The following is a 24,605-nucleotide window of genomic DNA, read 5'->3' on the forward strand; positions in this document are numbered from 1 at the left end:
GCGCCAGGCAGGCCGTGTTCCATGGCACGAACGAGGCAATCCGGGCCGCGCGGCAAGCCGCTCAGGACTTGAACCGCTCCAGCAGTTCCCGATCGGACTTCAAGCGCTCCTTCAGCGTCCGGATCTGCACATCGAGCTGCGACTGCATATAGAAATCCTTGCTCAGGTTGCGCGCCTGTTCCAGCTGGTCGACCGCCGTCGGCAGCGCGCCGATCAGCTCATAGTACTTGGCCATCGTGCGCCGGGCATCGATCTTCTGGCCGAGACGCTCCTGGCTCTGCGCCTGCAGCTGGTACAGCCTGGGCACTTCGGGCCACTTGCGCGTGAGCTCGGTGAGAAAGGCGACGGCCTGCTGGTCCTGCCCGCTTTTCTGCATGGCCTCGACCCTGGCCAGGGCCACGCCCTGGCTGTCGGGCCAGCGTTCCCAGGCCTCGGCCGCGCGCTTGGCGGCGCCGGCGTAATCGCCCTCGTGCAGCGCCAGCTGTATGGCCAGCCCCGCGATTTCGGGCGACTGCCGGCCGCCGCGGGCCGCGTTGGCGAGCCCCTGGCGCACCCCTTCCAGCTCCTTCTTCTGCCAGGCGGCATAGGCCAGCCCATACCATGCGGCCGATTGCTCCACACCGCCGCGCTGCTGCGCGTCCAGGCGCAGCTTGTCGAGCGCGTTGCGCATGGACTGGCTGTCGCGGGACTGCAGCACCCGCAGCTTGGCGCGGACGTACCAGTACGAATCGCTGTCCTTCTTGGGCGAGGCCGCGGCTTCCCGGACGCGGTTCTGGATGTCGGACATGCGCTGTATGGACAGCGGGTGCGTGCTGGAATAGCCGCCTCCGCCCTGCCCTTCGTTCAGGCGCGCGGCATTGCTCAGCTGACCGAACATGCGCACCATGCCTTGGGGGTCGAAGCCGGCCTTGCGCATCATCTCGACCCCGATCCGGTCCGCCTCTTGTTCGGCCTGGCGGGAAAAGCCGAGCTGGCGGTCCACCGCCGCCGCCTGGCCGAATGCCGCGACGCCCATGGCCAGGTCGCCGCTGCCCGCCAGCGCCGCCAGCAATGCCGCGGCCATGGCCGCCATCATGACGCCGCTGTTCTGCGATTGCTGCGTCATGCCGCGCGCGATGTGGCGCAGGACCACATGCCCGATTTCATGCGCCACGACCGAGGCCAGTTCGGATTCGCTCTGCGACGACACCACCAGGCCGCTGTTGATGCCGATATACCCGCCCGGCAGCGCGAACGCGTTGATCTGCGGGTCGCGCACGGCGAAGACGTTGATGCGCTGGTCCGTGCCGCCCGGCGCCTGCCTTACCAGCTCGCGCCCCATGTCGGTCAGGTATTGATTGACGTCGGGGTCGGGAATATAGGTGGGGTCCCGCCTGCCCTGCTCCATGATGGCGTCGCCCAGCGTACGCTCGAGCGAAGGGGACAGTTCGGCGGAGGATGCGGAACCCATGCTGGGTATGCCCATGGGTTGCGCCTGTGCCGCCGGCGCCACCGGCAGCGCGAGCGCGGCCGCCAATGCGGCGCACAGCAGCCGCGCGCCTGTCTTGCTGGATGAAGTGGTGTGTCTGCTGGTCATGCGTCCGGGCGGGTCAGGAAACGGGGGCGGCCATCGAGTGCCGGCTGCGCCTGCGGTCCTGCTTGTTGGGTAAACGGTTTCTGGCCGACAGGCGCATGAGGGTCGACAGCGCGAACAGCAGGCCGAAGACTTCGACGAAGCCGGCCAGGACCCACATGGTCAGGCCGCCTATGGCCTGGTCGGTGATCGCCGACATGCCGGGGATGGCGCGGCCGCACAGGTCGAAGATGGGATACAGGTCGTATTCGGTGAAGGTGATGATGGCGCCGACGACCATCTGGGGCACCATGGTGATCACCGGCGAAAGAATGCGCCCCCCCGGCGACAGCACCGCCGGCGGGCTGGGGCGGCGGTCGAGGATGAGATTCCAGTACATGAAGCCGCTGATGACCACCGACCAGTTCATGAACCGGTACAGGCGCCAGTCGAGCATGGAATAGAACTGGACCGTGGGGATGAGGAAGCCCAGCACCAGGATGACGAACAGGAAGGGAACGAATATCTTGTTGGTGAGCACCGCCTCGAGCGCCTTTCCGCCGCGGCTGAGGCGGAAATCGCGCAGGCGGTAGCGCCACTTCATGGGCAGGCCGGCCCGGAGCACCTGGCCGGGATAAGCCCCCATGATGAGCAGCGGCCCCAGGTGATGCAGGACCAGATGCTGCAAACGGTGTATGAAGAACATGCGTTCCGCGTAATAATCGATGCGGGTATGCATGGACAGATACAGGAACGCCACCCCGGCCCAGAAAAAAAACTGGCGCGCGAGCGTTACGCGATGCACGCGCTGGCCGCGTATGAACAGCCAGCCGCCCAGAATGAACATCAGCACCAGCGTTGGAGAAAATTCCCAAGGCGTAAGCCAATCGATGAGATTCATGGGCGACCGGATCCAATAAAAACAACAGCCCTCAGTTTAAAGCAATCTGCCTTTTGTCACCCCAGTGCACCTGATGCACGCCTGGGAAGGCGCGCAGCTGGCGCGCCTGATCCATGAGGGCCGGCCGGAGTTCGGGCGGGCACTGCACCGTGATGCACGCGCTAGCCATGTCGTGATGCGAAGCATGATCGACCATGAGCTCCTGGATGGGCAGGCCCGCCGCTTCGAAATCGGCGTATATCCGCTTGCGGATGTCGGGCAGCGAATGGCGCGGGCAGACCACCGTGAGCCGGGACACGCCGCTGGGCGCGCGCAGGGGCGCGGGCCGAACCCCCGCGCGACGCAGAAACAAATTGAACAAACGCATGAAAGCCCCCTTATGCATACCGGCGCGCCGCGAACGCGGCGCGCGGCCCATTGCCAGGCAATGGACTCGAGTGAAATACGACGGGGGGTCGAATACCGGATGGCATTCTTGAAACCACCACGCCCATGAAAACCAGGGGCGTGGCGTAGCTATGCTTGGTGAGCCTGCCTACAGCCTGAACGCGCCTGGGAACGAATCAGCCGATCTGCACGATCGGCCGCAACTATCGCCGGGGTCTGGATTCACCACACAGCTCCTATAAAACAAAGGTGATACATTCTAACCCATTGATTTATCATGAACAAGCCTGAAGTCAGGATTTCAGCGCCACCAGGCAGACGAACAGCAGGTAGAACCCTCCGGCGGCCGCGAGCTGGGGCGGGCGCAGCCTGTTGCGCCGAAGCAGCAGGTACAGCATGCCGATGCTGAGCATCGTCATCGCGGCCGCCGAAATCAGCGGCGCGTCGAGCTCCCAGGGCGTCATGAAGATGGCCATGGCGCTCGGGATGGTGGCCTGTATCATCATCGCCCCCGATATGTTCGCCAGCGCCAGCCTTTCCTTGCCCTGCCGCACCCAGATGAAGGCGTTCAGTATCTCGGGCAGCTCGGTCGCCACCGGCGCGAGCAGCAAGGCGGCGATATGGGGCGACACGCCGAACCAGCCGCTCAGCTCGTCGATCTGGAGCACGAATATCCGCGAAGCGAAAGCGATGACGATCAGGGCCAGCGCCGTCTGCAGCGCCGCCCAGAACAAGGACGGGTCATTGGGCCGCAGCTTCAGGGGCTCCAGCTCTTCCATGATCATCGACCCTTCGTCCATGCTCAGCTCGCGCCGGACATACAGCCCGTATGCCGCCAGGAAAAGCAGGCCCAGCCAGGGCTTCCAGCTGAACACCAGCAGGCCCAGCACCACTTTGGCCACGAAAATCAGCATGAACCAGAGCTGGTCGCGCGCCAGGCGCTCCGTATCGACATGCAGGCTACAGGGCCCCGTGCCGGCGCGGCTTCTACGCCACAGGATGAGCCCGACGACAGAATAGGCCACGGTCGCCAGCACCAGGGGGCCGCCCATGGCGGCGCCCACGCCGATTTCCTTCTGTTCGGGGGTGGCGCCAAAGACCACGGCCACGAAGGTGACGGCGCTCTCCGGCAAAGCGGTGCCGAATGCGGCCAGCAAGGTGCCGACCGCGGTCGCTCCGAGCTTGAGGCGGCAGCCCAGCCATTCGACGCCGTTGACGAAGAACTCGCAGGCCAGGTAGATGACGAATGCGGAGGCAAAGAAGAGAATGAGGGCAAGCATGAAGACGAGGCCGGGCGTAAGATGAACCAAGGCACACCACTGCGCGGCGCCCGGCTATAGGCAGCGCATGGTGGCCAATGGTCTCGCCTGGTCTTGCAGCCTGGGCTGCCCAACTGCCGGCGCCATGGTGGAATCACCAAGCGTGTTGACGTCGGCTCTACGGCTGCGGCCGTAGCGGCTACTCCCCAATGACGGAAAGTCGCCCCATCGAGATGAGGCTGACGGATTCTACCATTTTCCGCGGCGGGCGCCGCCTGCCGGCCCTAATACGCCAGGCCGTCCAGCCAGCCCATCGCGGTATACACGTGCATGACGGTCACGGCGATGCCGGCCATCAGCACGGTGCTGCCGAAGAGCGTGGTGAAAATGGCGACGATCACGGCGTCCCAGCCGGTTTTCGTTTCCTGACGCGACCCGCGGTTGTAGCGGGCGTCGAATTTCTCGTCCGGCGTCAGGGCGTAGATCAGCGTATCGATATAACCGGCCGTGGCCGGGATGAGCAGCAGCAAAAAGGGCGGGCTGTCCCACCAGACGGGGTAAAGCTGCGCCAGCACGATCATCGCAACCGAAAACGCCGTCACGGCCCACGCCCAGCGGCGGCCCATGTACCACCAATGCGCGCCGAACACGCCGAACAGGCAGGCCAGCCAGGCGGCCGCGACTTTGCTTCGATGGGGAACCGGAATGGTAAATTCAGTCATAATCGTTTTAGGGGCCAGCGCCCCGGATGAATCGTTCGGGGCCCCGCCCCGGGAGTGCACATGAATACGCCCACTTATGATATCGCCATTATGGGTGCGGGCCCCGTAGGCAGCGCGCTGGCCCTCATGCTGGCCGCCAAAGCGGCCGAGCCCGGCCGCATCGCCCTGATCGGCCGGCAACTCGGCATGGCGCCCGCCCCGCAAGGCCGGCCCGGGGCGGCGCCCGACCCCCGCACCCTCGCGCTGAACCAGGGCAGCCGCCTGCTGCTGGAACAGGTGCATGCATGGCCCATGGAATCCGCCGACATCAAGACCGTGCACGTATCGCAGCGGGGCCGCCTGGGCCGGACCCTGATCGAGCACGCCGAGCTGAACGTGCCGCGGCTGGGCAGCGTGGCGTCCTACGACGCCGTCCTGCGCAGCCTGCATCACGCCGTCCAGCGCAGCGGGGTCAGCCTGGTCGACGGCGCGCCGCCGCAGCACATGCACGGCGGCCGCGTACACTTCGAGCCGGAGTCCGGGCCCGCCTTCAGCAGCCGCCTGCTCGTCCAGTCCGACGGCGTCCGCCCGCGCGGCATAGAACGGCACTACGGGCAGCATGCCGTGCTGGCCACCGTCCGCGCCGCGCGCCCGCGCGCCGGCTGGGCGTACGAACGCTTCACCCGGCAGGGGCCGCTGGCCCTTCTGCCCCACCCGCATGGCGAAGACCTGTACAGCGTCGTCTGGTGCGGCCCGCCCGACGAGTCGGCGCGGCGCCGGGACCTGGACGACGGCGCCTTCATCGCCGAACTGCAGGCCGCCTTCGGCGACCGGCTGGGCGGGCTGGACGGCATCGGCGACCGGCACGTCTTCCCCTTGAGCATGCATGCCGGCCCCGCCCTGGTGAACCCCTATACCGTCGCCATCGGCAATGCCGCGCAAACCCTGCACCCCGTCGCGGGGCAGGGCCTGAACCTGGGCCTGCGCGACGCCGCGCAGCTGGCGCAGGCCCTGATACCGTGGCTGGTCCGCCCCGAAGACGATGCCGCGCCGCTGATGTCGGCCTACGCCCGCAGGCGCCGGGCCGACCGCTGGCTGACGATGGCCATCACCGACACCCTGCCGCGCGTGTTCGCGACGGGAAACCCTCTCATGGAACACGCCGGCGGGCTGGCGCTGCTGGCCCTGGACATGCTCGCGCCGCTGCGCGCGCCCCTGGCGCGGCAACTGCTGCAGGGCCTGCGCAGCTGAGGCCGCTATAACGTTAAATCGCAGGAGGGTTAAAATCCCCGCCATGCGCATCGGCTCCTGGCTCCTTCCGAATCCGGTTTTCGTCGCCCCCATGGCGGGGGTGACCGATCGCCCCTACCGCAAATTGTGCAAAGCGCTGGGGGCGGGATACGCCGTGTCCGAAATGGCGGCCAGCAATCCCCGGCTGTGGGACAGCGTGAAGACTTCGCGCCGCCTGGACCACGACGGCGAAATCGACCCCATTGCCGTGCAGATCGCCGGGGCGGACCCCGAAATGATGGCCGAAGCCGCCGCCTTCAATGTCGCAAAGGGCGCGCGCATCATCGACATCAACATGGGTTGCCCGGTGAAAAAGGTATGCAACGTGGCTTCGGGCTCCGCCCTGCTGCGCGACGAAGGCCGCGTGCTGCGCATCCTGCGCAGCGTGGTCCAGGCCTGCGCCCCCCTGGGCGTGCCGGTAACGCTCAAGACCCGCACCGGCTGGGACCGGAATTCGCGCAATGCGGTCAGAATCGCCACGCTGGCGCAAGAGGCCGGCATCGCCGCCATCACGCTGCACGGCAGAACGCGCTGCGACCTGTACCAGGGCGTGGCGGAATACGACACCATACGCGAAGTAAAAAACGCCGTTGAAATTCCCGTCGTCGCCAATGGGGATATCGATAGTCCCGAAAAAGCGGAATACGTACTACAGTACACGGGCGCCGATGCCGTCATGGTCGGGCGGGCGGCCCAGGGCCGCCCCTGGATCTTCCGGGAAATCAGCCACTACCTGAAAACCGGCGAACACCTGCCGCCCCCCACGTTCGGCGAACTCCGGGCCCGCCTGCTGGACCACCTCGAAGAACACTACCGGTTCTATGGGGAATTCACCGGCGTGCGTTCGGCGCGCAAGCATATCGGCTGGTATCTGTCGGGGCTGCCCGACGCCGCCGAATTTTTACCCCGCATCAACCAGATTTGCAGCACCAGCGAGCAAACCCGCGCCATCGAGCAGTGGTTTGACCGCCATCCACCCAACGAGCCCATCATGGCCACGGCGGTTCCGGCTTAGCCTGAACGCGCCCAGAAACCACCACCAACGATCATGAGTAATAAAAACCCCCTGGAACAATCCGTTCGCGACCAACTGCAGCGTTACCTGACGGACTTGGGCGACTCCGAGCCGCGCGACATGCTGGCCATGGTCATCCATTGCGTCGAACGTCCGGTTTTGCAAGTTGCTCTCGAACAATCGCACGGCAACCAGTCCAAGGCTGCCGAAATGCTGGGTATCACGCGCAGCACCCTGCGCAAGAAGCTGATCGCCCACAATCTGCAACCCTGATTCAAAACCCTAGACTGCTCATTCCATGAAAATCCAGACCGCCCTACTTTCGGTTTCCGACAAAACCGGTATTGTTGAATTCGCCCAGGCCCTTGCGCAGCGCGGCGTCCGCCTGCTGTCCACGGGGGGCACGGCCAGGCTGCTGGCCGATGCCGGCCTGAGCGTGACCGAGGTGGCCGCCCACACCGGCTCGCCGGAAATCCTCGACGGCCGCGTGAAGACACTGCACCCGAAGATACACGGCGGTCTGCTGGCGCGCCGCGACAGCGCCGAGCATCTTGCCACCATCGAGCAGCACGGCATCGACCGCATCGACCTGCTGGCCGTCAATCTGTACCCTTTCCGCGAAACCATCGCCAAGCCGGGTTGCACCTTCGCGGATGCCGTTGAAAACATCGACATCGGCGGCCCCGCCATGCTGCGCGCCGCGGCCAAGAACCACGGCACGCCCGAAGGCGGCGTCACCGTCGTCATCGACCCGGCCGACTACGCGCGCGTGCTGGCCGACATGGACGGGCCGCAAGGCGCGCCGTCATACGGCCTGCGCCTGGAACTGGCCACCAAGGCCTACGCCCACACCGCCGCCTACGACGGCGCCATCGCCGCGTACCTGAGCAGCCTGGCCGAGGCCGAACCCGCCCAGGACCAGGCGCCCGCGCGCGACCCCTGGCCGGCCACGCTCACGCTGCAGGTGCAGCGGCACCAGGTGCTGCGCTACGGCGAGAACCCGCACCAGTCCGCCGCCTTCTACACCGACCATCCGGTCAGGGCCGGCCTGCTGGGCAGCTACCGCCAGCTGCAGGGCAAGGAACTTTCCTACAACAACATCGCCGACGCCGACGCCGCCTGGGAATGCGTGCGCAGCTTCCAGGCCGGCGCCTGCGTCATCGTCAAGCACGCCAATCCCTGCGGGGTGGCGGTCGGAAACAGCCCGCTGCATGCCTATCGGCAGGCCTTCAAGACCGACCCCACCTCGGCTTTCGGCGGCATCATCGCCTTCAACCGTCCGGTGGACGAAGCCGCCGCGCAAGCGGTCAGCGGCCAGTTCGTCGAAGTCCTGCTGGCGCCGGGCTATTCGTCCGAGGCGCTGGCCGTCTTCGCCGCCAAGAAGAACGTGCGCGTCCTGGAAGTCCCGCAAGGCGACGGCCGCAACGACTTCGACATCAAGCGCGTGGGCGGGGGATGGCTGGTCCAGAATCCCGACGACTACCAGGTGCCCCAGGACGCTTTCAAGGTGGTCACCACGCTGGCGCCCACGGCCGAACAGATGCAGGACCTGGTCTTCGCCTGGAAAGTCGCCAAGTACGTGAAGTCCAACGCCATCGTGTTCGTGGGCAACGGCATGACGCTGGGCGTCGGGGCCGGGCAGATGAGCCGGATCGACTCGGCGCGCATCGCATCCATCAAGGCGGAGAACGCGGGGCTTTCCCTGCAGGGCTCGGCCGTGGCGTCCGACGCCTTCTTCCCCTTCCGCGACGGCCTGGACGTCGTCGCCGATGCCGGCGCCACCTGCGTGATCCAGCCCGGCGGCAGCGTGCGCGACGACGAGGTGATCGCCGCTGCGAACGAGCGCGGCATCGCCATGGTGTTCACCGGCGCGCGCCACTTCCGCCACTGATGCGCATTCTGGGCATAGACCCCGGCCTGCGGCGCACGGGCTTCGGCATCATCGACGCCAGCGGCGGCCGCCTGGCTTATGTCAGCAGCGGCACCATCGTGGTGCCGGCGGACCGCCCGCTGGCCGACCGCCTGAAGGTCATTCTCGACAACATACGGGAAATCGTCGCCTCCGCGCAGCCCGACGTCTCGGCCCTGGAAAAAGTCTTCCTCAATACCAATCCTTCGTCCACCCTGCTCCTGGGGCAGGCGCGGGGCGCCGCCCTGTGCGCGCTGGCGGACAGCATGCTGGACGTGCACGAGTACACCGCCCTGCAAATCAAGAAGTCGGTGGTCGGCAACGGCCACGCGACCAAAGATCAGGTCCAGAAAATGGTGCAGTATCTTCTCAGCCTGAACGGCCTGCCCGCGGCGGACTCCGCCGATGCGCTGGCCTGCGCGATCTGCCATGCGCACTTCAGCCCCATCACCGCCCGTCTTCAAGGCGCCGGCCGGCTGGGCCCGGCGGCGGGCCGGCGCATACGCGGCGGGCGCATACTCGGTTGACCGTGGCCGCATTGGCCGCGGCCGCATAAAGGAAATCGCATGATCGGACGCATTACCGGCATCCTGCTGGAAAAATCCCCCCCCATGGTTTGCATCGACGTGGCGGGCGTGGGCTACGAGATCGACGTGCCCATGAGCACGCTCTACAAGCTGCCCGAAAACGGCGCCAAGGTGACGCTCTACACCCATCTGGCCGTGCGCGAGGACGCCCACATTCTCTATGGCTTCTCTTCGCCCGGCGAACGCAGCGCGTTCCGGGCGCTGATCAAGGTGACGGGCATCGGCGCGCGCACGGCGCTGTCGGTGCTGTCCGGCATGAGTGTCGAGGAATTGGCCGGCGCCATCACGCAGCAGGAAACGGGGCGATTGACGCGGGTGCCGGGCATCGGAAAGAAGACGGCGGAGCGCCTGCTCCTGGAACTGCGGGGCAAGCTGGGCGCGGATCTGTCCGCCGGCGGGAGCGCGGGCGGCCCGGCGGCGGGACGCGACGACATCGCGAACGCGCTGCTGGCGCTGGGATATTCCAGCAGCGAATCCCAGGCGGCGCTGAAGCAGTTGCCCGAGGGCGTGGAAGTGACCGAGGGCATACGGCTGGCGCTCAAGTCGCTGGCGCGCGGGTGACGGGCGGGGGCGGCACCGGCCCCTAGGCGCTTTGCAGATACCCCGCGTAAGCCTTCAGGTCGACGTTGCCGCCGCTGAGCAGGACCCCCACCCGCTTTCCCTTGACCGGGACCACCTCGTTGAACACCGCGGCCGCCCCCAGGCAGCCCGTGGGCTCCACGACGATCTTCATGCGCTCGGCGAAGAATTTCATCGCCTGGATGAGCTGCTCGTCCGACACCGTGAGGATGTCCCGCGCATACTTGCGGATGATGGGGAAAGTCAGCCTCCCCAGCGCCTGGGTGAGCGCGCCGTCGGCAATGGACTTGGGCGGCGCGATGCGCACCACCGACCCGCCGCGGAAGGACTGCTGCCCGTCCGAGCCGGCGCGCGGCTCCACCCCATAGACGTCGCAGACGCAGCTCAGCGCGTGCGCCGACAACAAAGACCCCGACAACAGCCCCCCGCCCCCCAAAGGCACGAACAAGGCATCTAGCTCGCCGACTTCCTCGAACAGCTCCTTGGCCGCCGTGCCCTGGCCTGCGATCACGTCCGGATGATCGAAAGGCGGAATCAGGGACAGGCCGTGCTTCTCGACCAGGCCGCGCGCAACTTCCTCGCGGTCTTCCGTCAGGCGGTCGTAAGACACCACCCGCGCCCCGTAGCCCAGCGTGGCTTCCTTCTTGGCCGCGGGCGCATCATGCGGCATGACGATGGTGGCGGCCACCCCGAACATCCGCGCCGCCAGCGCCACCGCCTGCGCGTGGTTGCCCGAGGAAAACGCCACCACGCCCGCCTTGCGCTGCTCTTCGGTGAGGCCGGCCAGCGCGTTGTAGCCTCCGCGGAACTTGAATGCGCCCATGCGCTGGAAGTTCTCGCACTTGAAGAACACCTGGGCGTCCAGCCTGGCATTGATGGTGTGCGATGTCAGGACCGGCGTGCGGTGCGCAACGCCGATCAGCGCATTACTGGCCTGCATGACGTCTTCGTAGGTCGGTATGCGGTCACTCATGAAGAAAGCCTCTGAAGTTGGGGATGGGATGAAGACCCGAAAAGGGGATATTGAAGGTAACGTATCCGCGCCGATGTTGCAATTGGCCGACGCGTTGAAATGCCGGCGTGGTAGAGTATGCTTAGCATCGCGATACTGTAAATATACTCAGCACTTCCATCATGGCCATACATTCCGATTCCTTGTCCAGCATTCCGGCGCCGCAACGCATCGTGGCGCCTCAAAGCGCCTCCCCGAACGAGGAATCCATCGAACGCGCCTTGCGCCCCAAGGCACTGAACGAGTACATCGGCCAGCACCGGGTCCGCGAGCAGCTCGAGATCTTCATCGCCGCCGCCCGGAACCGCAACGAAGCCCTGGACCACGTCCTGCTGTTCGGCCCGCCGGGGCTGGGCAAGACCACGCTCGCCCATATTATTGCGCATGAAATGGGCGTGCAGCTGCGCCAGACGTCCGGCCCGGTGCTCGAACGCGCGGGCGACCTCGCCGCCCTGCTGACCAACCTGGAAAAGAACGACGTCCTCTTCATCGACGAAATCCACCGGCTTTCCCCGGTCGTGGAAGAAATCCTCTACCCCGCCCTGGAAGACTTCCAGATCGACATCATGATCGGCGAGGGGCCGGCGGCGCGCAGCGTGAAGATCGATCTGCAGCCCTTCACCCTGGTGGGCGCCACCACGCGCGCCGGCATGCTCACCAACCCCCTGCGCGACCGCTTCGGCATCGTCTCCCGGCTCGAATTCTACAGCGCCGAAGACCTCACCCATATCGTCACGCGCAGCGCCCACCTGCTGAACGCCGAAACCACGCCCGACGGCGCCACCGAGATCGCCCGGCGTTCCCGGGGCACGCCGCGCATCGCCAACCGGCTGCTGCGCCGCGTGCGCGATTACGCAGAAGTCAAGGCGAACGGCCGCATCGACACGGACGTCGCCGGCGCCGCGCTGGCCATGCTGGAAGTCGACCCGCAGGGGCTGGACCTCATGGACAGAAAGCTGCTGGAGGCCATCATCCACAAATTCGATGGCGGGCCGGTCGGCGTCGACAGCCTGGCCGCCGCCATCGGCGAAGAGCGCGACACCATCGAGGACGTCATCGAACCCTTCCTCATCCAGCAGGGCTTCCTGCAGCGCACGCCGCGCGGCCGCATCGCCACCCAATCCACCTGGCGCCACCTGGGGCTCGCGCCCCGCGGGCCGACCCACGGCAGCGGCGATCTCTTCGGCGGGCCGGGGTCAGCCGCCCTGGGGGGTTGATGCCAGGGCCAGGCAGCGCAGGATTTCCTCGCCGTAGGCTTCCAGCTTGCGGACGCCCACGCCGCTGATGTGGCTCAGGTCGTCCAGCGTGCCGGGGCACTGGGTGGCGATCTCGCGCAGCGTGGCATCATGGAAAATCACATAGGCGGGCACGCCATGCCCGCGCGCGACCTCCGAGCGCCAGCTGCGCAAGGCCTCGAATCGCCCCTGCGCATCGGGCGGAAGATCCACGGCGGGCCCCTTTGCGCGGCCGCCGGCGGCGCCCGCCGCCCGCGATGACCCCCGCGCCTTCTTTTCGGGCTCCCGCCTGAACAGCAGCTTGTGCTCGCCCTTGAGCACCGCGCGGCTGCCCTCGGTCAGCGCCAAGGTGCCGTAGCCTTCCTGGTCCACCGCCAGCAGGCTTTGCGCGAGCAACTGCCGCAGCACGCCCCGCCAGGCCTGCTCGGACAGGTCCGCCCCGATGCCGAACACCGTCAGGGTCTGGTGCCCGTACTGCGTGATGCGGTCCGTGGATTTGCCGCGCAGGATGTCGATCAGGTGCCCCGCCCCGAATCGCTGGCCGCGCTCGCGCCACAGGCGATAGACCGCGGAGAGAATCTTTTGCGCCGCCACCGTGCCGTCCCAGGCCTGCGGCGGTTCCAGACAGGTGTCGCAGTTGCCGCAAGGCTCGATCTGCTGGTCGAAGTAGGCCAGCAGGCGCTGGCGGCGGCAGCCCACGGTCTCGCACAAGCCCAGCATGGCGTCCAGCTGCTGGCCCAGCCTGCGCCGGAACGCATCGTCGCCCGCCGATTCATTGATCATGCGGCGCTGCTGGACGACGTCCTGCAAGCCATAGGCCAGCCAGGCCGTCGCGGGCAGCCCGTCGCGCCCGGCGCGGCCGGTTTCCTGGTAGTAGCCCTCGACCGATTTGGGCAGGTCGATATGGGCGACGAAACGGACGTCGGGCTTGTTCACCCCCATGCCGAAAGCGATGGTGGCGACCATGACCATGCCCTCTTCGCGCAGAAAGCGCGCCTGGTTCTGCGCCCGGACCGCCGCGTTCAGGCCGGCGTGGTAAGGCAGGGCGGGGATGCCGTTGTCGCACAGGAAGGTGGCGGTTTCCTCCACGCGGGCGCGCGAAAGGCAGTAGACGATGCCGCAGTCCCCCTCGTGCTCGGCCTGGATGAACGACAGAAGCTGCTTGCGCACCTCGTTCTTTTCCACGATGCGGTACTGGATGTTGGGCCGGTCGAAGCTGGCGACGAAATGCGGCGCCTGGTTCAGCTCCAGGCGCTCGGCGATCTCGCGCCGCGTCGCCGCGGTGGCGGTGGCCGTCAGCGCCAGGCGCGGGACCTCGGGCCAGCGTTCGTGCAGTATCGAAAGACCCAGGTATTCCGGCCGGAAGTCATGGCCCCATTGCGACACGCAGTGCGCCTCGTCGATGGCGAACAGCGAGACCCGCCCCTGCGACAGCAGGTCCATACAGCGGTCCGTCAGCAGGCGTTCCGGCGCGACATAAAGCAGGTCCAGCTCCCCGGCCAGGAAGGCCTGCTCGACGTCGCGCGCGGTGCGCCAGTCCTGGGACGAATTCAGGAACGCGGCCTTGACCCCGAGCTCGATCAGCGCATCCACCTGGTCCTGCATCAGCGCGATCAGGGGGGACACCACCACGCAGGTGCCGGGCAGCACCAGCGCCGGTATCTGATAGCACAAGGACTTGCCGCCGCCCGTGGGCATGAGGACGAGCGCGTCCCCGCCGCTTACGACGTGATCGATGACGGCCTTCTGGTCGCCACGAAAAGAATCGTAGCCGAAGACCCGCTGCAAAGTTTCAAGGGGAGAAGCCGACATGCTCAATAGATGGGAACCGAAAAACGAATCCCTATATCATAGTCGCCGGTGACGACCTCCCGCTGGGCCTTCAGGCCGATGCGCAGATTCGGGCTGTACCAGAACTGCTGCGCCAGCCCGAAACTGCGCCGGGCGGCGCCCGACCCGACGCTTTCGTTCTGGAAGCTGCCGCTCAGGTCCCCCCAGCGGCCCAAAGGCAGTTTCGCCGATACCGTCTGCACCGTTCCGCCGTTCGACGCATCCGCCCCATAGCGGCTGAGATCCACGAAACCGGGCGTATAGCGCTCGTTGCGCCAGCTGAGTTCCACGTCGTCCAGCACCTTGACGGTATAGGCCGCCTGGTAGCGCCAGCCCGTGTACAGGCCTTGCGTGGCCCGCGCGACGCCGGCGCTCCATGCCCCCCAGCCTGTTTGGTATTTCCCCCCTATGCCGTGGGTAGCCAGGTCCGGCGCCAGCTGGGTCTGCGATTCGATGCTCAGGTCCCGGTTCAGGCCGTAGCGCAGCACCAGATTGCCGGCGGTTTCGCCGTAGACCAGGTCGCCCTGTTCGGCCGTGGTCTGGTCCAGGGCGCCCAGCGACAGGGAATACCGCCAGGAATCGGCGTAGTCCGAGCTGACCAGCGAGGACTGGCTGAGGCTGACCCCGCCCAGGCGAACGGCCCGCCCCCAGGCGGGTATTTCGATTTCTTCGTTCCCCAGGGTCAGGTTCAGCCCTTCGGCGTCGGAATAGCGCCAATTGCGGCTGCCGAGCGTCCAGGGGTCGCGGGACGCCGGCGGCAGCCAGCGGCCGTGGGATGCCGACTTGCGCTTGCGCTCCTGCGGGCCGAGCAAGCCGGAGCCCGACACGGCGAAAGAGCGGTCCAGCGCCGGCATGGCGTCGTCGACGGCCCAGAAATAATCGTAGGGGATGTCCGGAACATCGTGACCGTCCTCGGCGGCATGGCCCTGCGGCGGCGCCGGACCCGGGTCGGGCAGCGGCGCGGGCGGCTCCGTCGTCGGCAAGGTGACCGGGAATAGCTTCACGGGTGCAAGATCGCTGAGCTGCGGGCCCGTGCCCGGCGCGCCCGGGGCCGGCGCGGCCATGCACAGCGCCAGGGCGCCACAGCCGCACAGCGGCCACAAGTTCCGTTTTCTGTTTGAAACCTTGAAATCCATCACAAGCAAGTGCCTATTTGCGCCGCTCGCGCCCACCCTGCCCCACGGACACGGGAAACGCCAGCATCTCTTCCGCGCTGGCGTCGGCCATTTTCTTGAGCATGCTGAATTTTTCCAGGACGGCGGACTTGTACACCACCCCCAGGAGGCGGGGCTGCTCGTCCGCACTGACCACGGGCAGGCGCTCGCCGCTGAAATGCACCAGGTACTCCTGTGCCTCGTCCAGACTCATGTCCGGACGCAGCGTCTTGACGAAATCGAGCCTCAGGACGTCGCCCGCCAGCGTTTCCTGGATATCGCCCTGGCTCAACAATAAACTGGTGAGGTCTTGTTGGGCAATGACGCCCTGGTAAACATTCTTTTCATCCACCACGTACAGATACTTGACGGGATATTCGACGAACATCTGCAGCGCTTCGCGCACCGGCGCCGTGGTGGAGACGACCGTCACCGCCGGGCGGATCAGGTCGGCGATGGTGGTGTTGCGCAAACGCTGCCTGAGCGCGATATCCCGTTCGCGGACCACGGTGACCTCGTACATGGCGATCTCGGCCACGGCGCGCGAAACGAAATGCGCCACCACGCAGGCGAGCATCAGCGGCAGCACGATCTGGTAGCTGAGCGTCATCTCGAAGATCATCAGTATCGCCATCAGCGGCGCGCTGGCGGCCGCGCCCAGAAAGCAGCCCATGCCCACCAGCGTGTACACATAGACCGGCACGGACATGCCCGGCCATACGCCCTGCAGCGCCATCCCGAACAGGGTTCCCAGCGCGGCGCCCACGAACAGGGCCGGGGTGAAGACCCCGCCCACCGCGCCCGAGCCCGCGGTGAGCGCCGTCGCCAGCACCTTGCAGGCCAGGACGAGCAGGACGGCGTGCCAGGCCCAGGGCGAATGCAGCATGGAATGGACCACGTTGTCGCCGTTGCCGGCGACCTCGGGCATCAAAATCAGCAACAGCCCCAGCAAGGCGCCGCCCAAGCCCAGCCGCGCGGGCAGGGGCAGCCCGGTGCGCTGGAAGGAGCGCTTGGCGAAATCCAGGAACTTCAGGAACAGCGGCGCGCACAGCCCCCCGGCCACGCCCAGGGCCACGAAAGGCAGGACCGCTCCGCCGGACAGCGAGGGGACGTCCGGCATGGCATACAGCGTATGGTAGTTGCCCGTCATGCGCATGACGATATTCGAGCTTGCGGCGGCCACCAGCATGGGTCCCAGGCTGTGCATGCGCATGGTGCCCAGGACGATTTCGCCCACGAAGAACGCCGCCGCGATGGGCGCCCCGTAGGCGGCCGACACGCCGGCGGTGGCGCCGCAGGCCACCAGCAGCCGCAGCCGCGCGGTATTGAAGTAAGTGAAGCGGCCGATCGCCGAGGCGCTGAGCGCCGCCAGGTGGACCATGGCCCCTTCCCGCCCGATCGAGCCGCCCGAGGCCACCGTGAAGAGCGAGGACATGGAACGCAGCATGCCCTGCCGGATCGAGAGGCGGCCGTCGCCGATGGCCACCGCTTCCATGTAGTCGGAATTGCTGCCGGCCTTGATTTTGCGCGCGCCCAGCAGCAGGAAGCCCGCCACGACGCCGCCCAGCGCGGGGAAGGCCAGCCGCCCGTACCAGGGCAGGCTTTCGGTGACCCCCGCGATCGTGCCGCTGCCGCCCGTGGCGAGCTTCTGCAGCAGATGCATGCCCTGGTGAAAAGCGATGGTGGCGAAAGCGCCCAGGATGCCCACCAGCGCGGCCCAGCACAGCATGGCGGGCAGCTCGGACAACCACGAATAAGCGCCCAGCCGCTGGCGCACCGACCGCAAGGAAGACTGAATCATGCCGTTTCTGAGAAAATGAAGTCCCGCCACCTTACGCTTGCCACCCAACTATTTCAATCCGTTTCCCGCGCTTGCCAGGCGGAAACGCTTGAGGGCACACTTGCAGCCATGGAAAACCCTCTTGTAAAAGTGCTGGTCGTCGACGACGACCCCGCCCTGCGTCAGTTGCTGGCCGATTACCTGAATCGCCATCACTACGACACCCTGCTCGCGCCCGACGCCAGCGATCTGCCCGCCCGGATACAACGCTATTCGCCCGACCTGATCGTGCTGGACCGCATGATGCCCGACGGCGACGGCGCCGAGGCCTGCCGGCGCCTGCGCCAGCTGGGGGAAGACATACCCGTCATTTTACTCACGGCCCGCGACGAAACGGTGGACCGCATCATCGGCCTGGAAGCCGGCGCCGACGACTACCTCGGCAAGCCCTTCGACCCGCGCGAACTGCTCGCCCGCATCGAAGCCGTCTTGCGCCGCAAGAAGGGCGCGTCGGCCCTCACCAAGGACAAGCCGGTGGAATTCGGCCCCTTCCTGTTCGACCCCGCCACGCGGCAGCTGTTCAAGAACCAGGTGCCCATCAAGCTGACCGGCGGCGAGGTCAACCTGCTGGAAGCCCTGGTCAACAACCCGGGCAAGCCGCTGTCGCGCGATCGCCTGCTCGCGCTCGCGCGCGACGACGACGAAGGCGAGCGCAACGACCGCGCCATAGACATCGCCGTGCTGCGCCTGCGCCGCGCCATCGAGGACGATCCCAAGCAGCCCCGGTGGATCCAGACGGTGTGGGGCGTGGGCTACCGGTTTTCGCCCTGATCCATGCTGCGTTTCCTGATCCCGCGATCCCTCCATGCGCGCATGGTGCTGCTCACGCTGGGCACCATTCTGCTGGTGCAGGCGGCCACCTTCGCAACGGTGTCGCATTATCGCAAGAAGTTCAACGAAGACGTGGCCGTCGAGCTGACCGCCACCACCATCCGGACGCTGCGCGCCGCCCTGGCCGAGATTCCCGCCGAGCAGCGCGCGCGCTTCGTGCAGATCGCCTCGGAGAACCAATGGCGGCTGTGGTCGCGCAGCCTGCCGCCCGACGCCAGCCTGGAAGAGCGCCGCCCGCCCCCCAGGCACCGGCACGGCCCGCCGTCGTCCCGCCCGCCGAATGACATACGCAACAACTTGCGGGCCTTCGTCGACGCGCTGAACAAGCGCCTGGACGACGACACGCGCGTCGCGCTGTCGCGCGGGCCGGAGCCCAGGCTCTATATTTCGCTGCTGCCCACGCCGGAAACGGAAGACGGCCGCGCCAGCCGCGAGTGGCTGGTCATCCGGCTGGACCGCCTCGCGCCCCCCGTGTCCACGCCGATGATCGCCGTCTGGCTGGGCGGCATGGGGCTGCTGCTGTTGCTTTCCGCCGCTTTCTCCTGGCATATCACGCGCCCCCTCACCCGCCTCGCCCGGGCGGCGGACCAGCTGGCCGCGGGCCAGCCGCAGCGCGTGACGCCCTCGGGGCCAACCGAAACGCGCATACTGGGAGAACGCTTCAACGCCATGCTGGACACGCTGGCGGAAACGGACGCGGTGCACCGCACGCTGCTTGCCGGGCTTCCGCACGACTTGAAGGGGCCGCTTTCGCGCATGTGGCTGCGCATAGAAATGCTGGACGACGCTCATTTCAAGGACGGCATGCGCAAGGACCTGCAGGACATGCAGCGCATGGTGGACCAGTTCATCGGTTTCGTGCGGGGCACGGACCGGCGCTCCTATCAGTTCGAGCCGCTGCCCTTGAACGCCTGGCTGGAGGAACAGCTGGCGGCCTGGACGAGCACGGGCAGCGACGTGCGCTATATCGACGCGGGGCCGGAGAATCTGGTGCTGAATGCCGACAGGGTGGCGCTGGGCCGCCTCCTGGACAACCTCATCACCAATGCTTTCAACCACGGGAAGCCGCCGGTCGAAGTGCGGCTGGCAGCGGACAAGGACGGCGCCGTCATCACGGTGTCCGACCATGGCCCGGGCATCCGGGCCGAGCGCCGCGCGGAAGCCTTGCGCCCGTTCTCGCGCCTGGACGACGCCCGCACGCGCACGGGGTCGGTGGGCCTGGGGCTGGCGCTGGCCGAAGCGATCGTGCGCGCCCATGGCGGCAGCCTGGCGCTAGAAGACGCGGCGGCCGGCGGGCTGCAGGTTAGCGTGCGGCTGCCGCTTGCCCGCCCTTGAGCGCCTGGGGCCTGTCAACAGGCCCTAGCCCGCGTATTCCGGCGGCGCCGGCGGGATCGACAGCCCGAACATGCGCCGGTACACCCAGATGTTGAAAATCAAGGCGACGGGCAACGCAATGATGGTGCCCGAAAGAATCAGCCGCAAGGAGCCCACCGAAGCCGCCGCGTCCCAGATCGTCACATCGTCCAGCACCAGATAAGGAAAAAAGCTGTAGCCCAGCCCGCCCAGCACCGCCAGGAAAATCAACAGCGTCAGCACGAAAGGCAAGGCCGTCGTTCGGTAGCTCCGGTTGATCATGCGCTGCAAGCACATTTCAATGGATACGAAGCACAGCAGCATGGCGCCCCACAGCAAGGCGATGTTCGGCCAGCGCGGCCCGTCGCTCCATTTCAGGAACACGCCCGGATTGTCGAAGGCGAGGACCAGCGATACCGCCACCGTCCCCGCCGCCACCCAGCGCACCGCCCGGCGGCCCCACATCACCGCGCGGGCGCGCAGTTCCCCGGCCACCCGCATGATCAGCCAGGCCGCGCCCAACAGACAATAGGCGGCCACCGCGCAGCCCGCCACGAATACGGTGAACCACAGATAGCCCGAGCGCGACTGGTAGGTCACCACGATCTGGGCCAGCAGCGCGCCATGGGCCAGCGCCGTCATCAGCGAACCGACCGCGAAGCCCGCCAGCCAGCGCCCCTGCAGCTCCTTGTGGGCCCGCAGGCGCATCTCGAAGGAGACCGAGCGCAGCAGGACGCCGAGGGCGAGCAGGCACATGGGCAGGTACAGGGCGCTCATGACGTGGCCCCAGGCATGGGGGAAAGCCGACACGAACAGGCCCAGGCCGAGGAACAGCCAGAATTCATTGGCGTCGCGCCATGGGCTGAGCAGGGACAGCATGCGCGGGCGCAGCGCCCTGGGCGCGAACAGGGCAAGGCAGCCCACGCCGATGTCGAAGCCGTCGAGCACCGTTCCGGCGACCACGATTCCGTAAAACAGCGCCATGAAGACCAGCGGCATCCAGAACGATGGATCCTGGGCGCCCAGGCCCAGCGCCACGGCCAAGGAATCGATCATGCCCGCCCCCTGTGGCGCGCGACGGGCACGACGCCGTAGCGCACGATGTGCCGCAGCATCTGGAAGAAGCCCGCCAGGAACAACGCATAGAAAAGCAGGTAGGCCAGATAGCCCCCCAGGATGATGTCGAAAGGCGTGTCGCCGGTGACTTCGCTGACGGTGATCGTCCCCGTCACGGCATAGGGGAAGGAGCCGAAAAACACGTAGGCCGCGCCGCCCAGCAGCATGGGCCAGCCGGAAAAGCTCATGGCGATCAGCACCCGGCGCCAGCCCCGGGACAGCGCGCCGGGATCGAAACCGCGCCGCCTGCCACGCAGCAGCGTGACCGCCGCCACGAGCAGCATGAGCAGCCCCGTGAAGACCGCGAGACGGTAGGACCAGAAGGTGACGGCGACCGGCGGGGCCATGCCCGCGAACTGGTCCAGCCCGCGGTAGCGGCCGTTCTTGTCGCGGCCCAGCCAGTGGCCGGCCGCCGCGTGCCAGATCGATTCCTCGTCGCCGGCCCGGTCCTGGGCGCCGGACGCGTCGAACAGGGCCACCCGGGGAAGTTCGCCGCTATGCCAATAGCCCGACACCGCCGCCGCCTTGGCGGGCTGATACTGCGCGGTCATGCCGCCCGCCCCCGCCGCCAGCGCGGCCTGCAGCACGATGCTGGCGCCGGCAAGCCAGGCGGCCGTCTTGAACACCAGGCGCCCGCTTTCGTCCACCGGGCGGCGCAGGGTCTGCAGCGCGATGATGCCCAACACCAGGAAGGCGGCGGTCAGCAGCCCGGTCAGCATGAACAGCCCCCCATACCAGGGCAGCGCGGGATTGAAGATGATGTCCGCCCAGTCGATTACCCAGTAGCGTTCGTCCAGCATGCGGGCGCCGGTCGGGACGTGCATCCACGAGAGCAGGGCCAGCATCCAGAACGAGGAGGCGGTCACCCCCAGCGCCACCATGAAGACCACCAGGGCGTGCAGCTTCTCGGACAGATGGCGCTGCCCGAACAGCATGGCGCCCAGGAAACAGGACTTGAAGATGAAAGTGGACAAAATGCCCGCCGCCAGCAGAGGACCGGCGACGTCGCCGATTTTTTCCATCAGCGTGGGCCAGAGGCCGCCCAGCTGGATCAACACCGGCATGCTCGCGGCAAAGCTGAGCACGAAAGCCAGCGCGAACACCCGCACCCAAAAACGGTAGGCGGCCGTCCAGGCGGCATGCTCGCGCCCGAAGGCGCGAAGCTTGAAGTACAGCAGCACCCAGGCCAGCCCCAGCTCTATGACGAGAAACATCAGCATGAAACCGAGGCTGGCAAAGAACTGGATTTGTGATAACCACAATGTCGAGTACGTCATAATGAGCGCTAGTTTAGAGCCACTTCGCCATTTGTAAACCGTCCGGCGCCAGTTTGGCCGCGGCCGGGAGGCAAATATCGGCGAACGTGGCAAAATGCTTACTTCACTCGACATCCTGTTTCCAATATCGTAATGACCTCAGTGCCCACCCCCGCTCCGGTATCCAATTTTCTGCGCACCATCATTGAAAACGACCTCGCCCAAGGCCGCTATGCGGAAAAACGCTGGGCGGGCCGGCCGGGTCCGGCCTCCGTCCAGCGGCAGGGCGCCATCGACGCCGCGCGCATCCGCACGCGCTTTCCGCCGGAGCCCAACGGCTACCTGCACATCGGCCACGCCAAGAGCATCTGCCTGAACTTCGGCCTGGCCCGCGACTACCAGGGCGCCTGCCACCTGCGCTTCGACGACACCAACCCTGAAAAGGAAGAAGACGAATACGTCAACGCCATCATCGACATGGTGAAATGGCTGGGCTTCGACTGGACCAACGGCGACGAGAACAACTGCTATTTCGCCAGCGACTACTTCGAATACATGTACGAGTTCGCCGAAGCGCTCGTGCGGGCCGGCCTGGCCTACGTCGACGAACAAAGCGCCGACGAAATGCGCGCCACGCGCGGCACCCTGACGGAAAAAGGCACGGACTCCCCATGGCGCAACCGGCCCGCCGAGGAATCGCTGCGGCTGCTGCGCGAGATGCGGGACGGCAAGCATCCCGACGGCAGCATGGCGCTGCGCGCCAAAATCGACATGGGCTCGCCCAACATCAATATGCGCGACCCCGTGCTGTACCGCATCCGCCACGTCGCGCACCACCGCACCGGCAACGCATGGTGCATCTATCCCATGTACTCCTGGGCGCATCCCGTGGAGGACGCCCTGGAAGGCATCACCCACAGCATCTGCACGCTGGAATTCGAAGACCAGCGGCCGTTCTACGACTGGATCCTGAACCACCTGGCCGACCTCGGGCAGCTGTCGCGCCCTTTGCCGCAGCAGTATGAATTCGCCCGCCTGAACCTCACCTATGTGGTGACCAGCAAGCGCAAGCTGCTGCACCTGGTGCGCGAAGGCCACGTGGACGGCTGGGACGATCCGCGCCTTCCCACCCTGGCCGGCCTGCGCCGCCGGGGCTATACGCCGGCGTCCATCCGGCTGTTCTGCGAACGCCTGGGCGTGTCCAAGGCCGATTCCCGCATCGACTACAGCGTGCTGGAACAAGCGCTGCGCGACGATCTCGACCCCAAGGCGCCGCGCACCGTGGCCGTGCTGGATCCCATCAAGCTGGTGCTCACCAACTATCCGGAAGGCCAGACCGAGATTTGCCGCGCGCCGCGCAACCCGCACGACCCCGATGCCGGCCAGCGCGAATTCCCCCTGACCCGCGAACTCTGGATCGAACGCGACGATTTCCGCGAAGAGGCGCCCAAGAAGTACTTCCGGCTTTACCCCGGCAACACGGTGCGCCTGAAATACGCCTACGTCGTCCGCTGCACCGGTTGCGTGAAGGATGCCGACGGCAATGTCGTCGAAGTCCATGCCGAATACCTGCCCGACACCAAGAGCGGCACGGCGGGCGCCGACGCGATCAAGGTGAAGGGCAACATCACCTGGGTCAGCGCCGCGCATGCCGTGCCGGCCGAAATCCGGCTGTACGACCGCCTGTTCGCCGATCCGCACCCCGACGCCGGCGACAAGGACTTCCTCGCCGCCATCAATCCCGATTCGCGCCGGGTGGTTCAGGGCTGGCTGGAGCCCGGCACCGTCGCCGATCCGGGGCAGTCCTGGCAATTCGAGCGCCTGGGCTATTTCGTGGCGGATCGCGAAGCCTCCACGGCCGACAAGCCGGTCATCAACCGCAGCACGACCCTAAAGGATTCCTGGGCGCCCCAGAAATGAACCCGGGACATGTAACTTTATTTGCGAATCAGATCAGTGAGCGACTCATCCCCCTCCCGCAAAAGCCAGCTGGCGCTGGATTTCAAAAGCGCCACCCTGTATGCCGTCCGTGTCGTGCTGCACAGCCATGAAACCGACGCGCTGACGGCCGCCCTGGCGCAAAGAATGAACGATGCGGGCGCTTTCTTCGAAAACGAGCCCGTGGTTCTCGACGCAAGCAGGCTGGACCAGCCCGCGGACTGGGGCGCGCTCGTCCAGGCGCTGAAGGCCCACAAGCTGCACCCCGTCGGCGTGGTGGCCCCCGAAGCCATGCTGGCCGGCGCCCTGGCCCACGGCCTGCCCGCGGTGGACCTGTCCAGCCCCACGCCGCGCCCGGCCAGCACGCCCGCGCCCGACAAAGACGTTCCGGTCGTGGCGCCGCCCGCGGCCGAACCCCAGGCACCCGCCGCCAAGGCCAAGCCGGCGCCCTCGGACGCTCCCGCGGAGCCGGCGCCCGCGGCCATGGTCATCAACCGGCCGCTGCGGTCCGGCCAGCGCATCTATGCGCGCAACACCGACCTGATCGTCATCGGCGTCGTCAGCCAGGGCGCGGAAGTCATCGCCGACGGCAACATCCACGTATACGGCCCGCTGCGCGGCAAGGCCATGGCCGGCGCGCGCGGCGACGCCAGCGCCCGCATCTTCACGACCCAGCTCGACCCCGAGCTGCTGGCCATCGCCGGCGTCTACCGCGTCATCGAAACCCAGCTCGACGATTCCCTGCGCAACCGGCCGACCATCGTGCACCTGGAGGACGACACCCTGAAGCTCACGCCCCTGACCAAGTAGCGGATAATATTTGTTGCGAAGCAGCACCGGAAATGCCGTTCGCTTCAGTA

The 24,605-nt window shown here is 66.8% G+C and carries 22 protein-coding genes and 1 riboswitch; of the genes, 11 read left to right on the forward strand and 11 right to left on the reverse strand.

Annotated elements, in window-relative coordinates; all coding sequences use genetic code 11:
- Positions 1 to 61: 61 nt before the first annotated feature.
- From H0A72_RS08740 to H0A72_RS08760, 5 genes are all read right to left on the reverse strand, one after another.
- A complete protein-coding gene (locus H0A72_RS08740) occupies positions 62 to 1,576 on the reverse strand; it encodes a M48 family metalloprotease (RefSeq protein WP_246436903.1) in 1,515 nt (504 codons plus the stop codon).
- 13 nt (positions 1,577 to 1,589) lie between these two features.
- Complete coding sequence (locus H0A72_RS08745) at positions 1,590 to 2,453, reverse strand: cytochrome c oxidase assembly protein (RefSeq protein ID WP_180154690.1); 864 nt, start codon at positions 2,451 to 2,453, stop codon at positions 1,590 to 1,592.
- 31 nt (positions 2,454 to 2,484) lie between these two features.
- Positions 2,485 to 2,820 carry a hypothetical protein gene (locus H0A72_RS08750; protein ID WP_180154691.1) on the reverse strand — a complete coding sequence of 112 codons (336 nt, stop codon included), beginning with the start codon at positions 2,818 to 2,820 and terminating at the stop codon, positions 2,485 to 2,487.
- Between the two features lie 313 nt (positions 2,821 to 3,133).
- Positions 3,134 to 4,120 (reverse strand): sodium:calcium antiporter, encoded by a 987-nt coding sequence (locus H0A72_RS08755; protein ID WP_180154692.1) that lies wholly within the window; start codon positions 4,118 to 4,120, stop codon positions 3,134 to 3,136.
- Positions 4,121 to 4,217: 97 nt separating this feature from the next.
- A riboswitch (yybP-ykoY riboswitch) is annotated at positions 4,218 to 4,319 on the reverse strand.
- Positions 4,320 to 4,383: 64 nt separating this feature from the next.
- Positions 4,384 to 4,821, reverse strand: coding sequence for an NINE protein (locus H0A72_RS08760; RefSeq protein WP_180154693.1), 438 nt, complete (start codon positions 4,819 to 4,821; stop codon positions 4,384 to 4,386).
- Positions 4,822 to 4,881: 60 nt separating this feature from the next.
- Between H0A72_RS08760 and H0A72_RS08765 the strand changes: the two genes are divergently transcribed.
- Genes H0A72_RS08765 through ruvA form a run of 6 tightly spaced genes read left to right on the forward strand, consistent with a single transcriptional unit; the run spans position 4,882 to position 10,162 of the window.
- Positions 4,882 to 6,051, forward strand: coding sequence for an FAD-dependent monooxygenase (locus H0A72_RS08765; RefSeq protein ID WP_180154694.1), 1,170 nt, complete (start codon positions 4,882 to 4,884; stop codon positions 6,049 to 6,051).
- 43 nt (positions 6,052 to 6,094) lie between these two features.
- Complete coding sequence (gene dusB, locus H0A72_RS08770; RefSeq protein WP_180154695.1) at positions 6,095 to 7,105, forward strand: tRNA dihydrouridine synthase DusB; 1,011 nt, start codon at positions 6,095 to 6,097, stop codon at positions 7,103 to 7,105.
- Positions 7,106 to 7,138: 33 nt separating this feature from the next.
- On the forward strand, positions 7,139 to 7,378 hold the full coding sequence (locus tag H0A72_RS08775; protein ID WP_180154696.1) for a helix-turn-helix domain-containing protein: 240 nt from the start codon (positions 7,139 to 7,141) through the stop codon (positions 7,376 to 7,378).
- A 25-nt stretch (positions 7,379 to 7,403) separates the two neighbouring features.
- Complete coding sequence (gene purH, locus H0A72_RS08780; RefSeq protein ID WP_180154697.1) at positions 7,404 to 8,996, forward strand: bifunctional phosphoribosylaminoimidazolecarboxamide formyltransferase/IMP cyclohydrolase; 1,593 nt, start codon at positions 7,404 to 7,406, stop codon at positions 8,994 to 8,996.
- Positions 8,996 to 9,541, forward strand: a complete 546-nt coding sequence (ruvC, locus tag H0A72_RS08785; RefSeq protein WP_180154698.1) for a crossover junction endodeoxyribonuclease RuvC — start codon at positions 8,996 to 8,998, stop codon at positions 9,539 to 9,541. The genes purH and ruvC overlap by 1 nt, the downstream gene beginning before the upstream one ends.
- Before the next feature lie 39 nt (positions 9,542 to 9,580).
- Entirely contained in the window at positions 9,581 to 10,162 is a 582-nt protein-coding gene (gene ruvA, locus H0A72_RS08790) for a Holliday junction branch migration protein RuvA (protein WP_180154699.1), read from the forward strand.
- Between the two features lie 22 nt (positions 10,163 to 10,184).
- Here ruvA and H0A72_RS08795 read toward each other — a convergent pair whose 3' ends face one another.
- A complete protein-coding gene (locus H0A72_RS08795) occupies positions 10,185 to 11,153 on the reverse strand; it encodes a threo-3-hydroxy-L-aspartate ammonia-lyase (protein ID WP_180154700.1) in 969 nt (322 codons plus the stop codon).
- A 161-nt stretch (positions 11,154 to 11,314) separates the two neighbouring features.
- On the opposite strand from H0A72_RS08795, the gene ruvB reads away from it, so the two are divergent.
- Positions 11,315 to 12,409: a Holliday junction branch migration DNA helicase RuvB gene (ruvB, locus tag H0A72_RS08800; protein ID WP_180154701.1), complete on the forward strand. Its 1,095-nt coding sequence runs from the start codon at positions 11,315 to 11,317 to the stop codon at positions 12,407 to 12,409.
- Here the strand turns inward: ruvB and recQ are convergent.
- The 3 genes from recQ to H0A72_RS08815 form a co-directional block, all read right to left on the reverse strand.
- A complete protein-coding gene (recQ, locus tag H0A72_RS08805; RefSeq protein WP_180154702.1) occupies positions 12,389 to 14,239 on the reverse strand; it encodes a DNA helicase RecQ in 1,851 nt (616 codons plus the stop codon). The two genes, ruvB and recQ, sit on opposite strands and share 21 nt — an antisense overlap.
- 2 nt (positions 14,240 to 14,241) lie before the next feature.
- Positions 14,242 to 15,321, reverse strand: a complete 1,080-nt coding sequence (locus tag H0A72_RS08810; protein WP_180154703.1) for a fimbria/pilus outer membrane usher protein — start codon at positions 15,319 to 15,321, stop codon at positions 14,242 to 14,244.
- A gap of 85 nt (positions 15,322 to 15,406) precedes the next feature.
- Entirely contained in the window at positions 15,407 to 17,212 is a 1,806-nt protein-coding gene (locus H0A72_RS08815) for a ClcB-like voltage-gated chloride channel protein (RefSeq protein ID WP_180154704.1), read from the reverse strand.
- A 108-nt stretch (positions 17,213 to 17,320) separates the two neighbouring features.
- On the opposite strand from H0A72_RS08815, the gene H0A72_RS08820 reads away from it, so the two are divergent.
- Positions 17,321 to 18,022, forward strand: coding sequence for a response regulator (locus H0A72_RS08820; RefSeq protein WP_180154705.1), 702 nt, complete (start codon positions 17,321 to 17,323; stop codon positions 18,020 to 18,022).
- 3 nt (positions 18,023 to 18,025) lie between these two features.
- A complete protein-coding gene (locus H0A72_RS08825; RefSeq protein ID WP_246436904.1) occupies positions 18,026 to 19,417 on the forward strand; it encodes an ATP-binding protein in 1,392 nt (463 codons plus the stop codon).
- Between the two features lie 24 nt (positions 19,418 to 19,441).
- On the opposite strand, the gene H0A72_RS08830 is transcribed toward H0A72_RS08825, so the two are convergent.
- Positions 19,442 to 20,491 carry a cytochrome d ubiquinol oxidase subunit II gene (locus H0A72_RS08830; RefSeq protein ID WP_180154706.1) on the reverse strand — a complete coding sequence of 350 codons (1,050 nt, stop codon included), beginning with the start codon at positions 20,489 to 20,491 and terminating at the stop codon, positions 19,442 to 19,444.
- Positions 20,488 to 21,828, reverse strand: coding sequence for a cytochrome ubiquinol oxidase subunit I (locus H0A72_RS08835; RefSeq protein WP_180154707.1), 1,341 nt, complete (start codon positions 21,826 to 21,828; stop codon positions 20,488 to 20,490). The genes H0A72_RS08830 and H0A72_RS08835 overlap by 4 nt, the downstream gene beginning before the upstream one ends.
- Positions 21,829 to 21,960: 132 nt before the next feature.
- On the opposite strand from H0A72_RS08835, the gene H0A72_RS08840 reads away from it, so the two are divergent.
- Entirely contained in the window at positions 21,961 to 23,727 is a 1,767-nt protein-coding gene (locus tag H0A72_RS08840; protein WP_180154708.1) for a glutamine--tRNA ligase/YqeY domain fusion protein, read from the forward strand.
- Between the two features lie 36 nt (positions 23,728 to 23,763).
- Positions 23,764 to 24,555: a septum site-determining protein MinC gene (gene minC / locus H0A72_RS08845; RefSeq protein ID WP_180154709.1), complete on the forward strand. Its 792-nt coding sequence runs from the start codon at positions 23,764 to 23,766 to the stop codon at positions 24,553 to 24,555.
- Positions 24,556 to 24,605 lie beyond the last annotated feature (50 nt).

Source organism: Parapusillimonas granuli, from assembly GCF_013416525.1.
GTDB classification, from domain to species: domain Bacteria; phylum Pseudomonadota; class Gammaproteobacteria; order Burkholderiales; family Burkholderiaceae_B; genus Parapusillimonas; species Parapusillimonas granuli.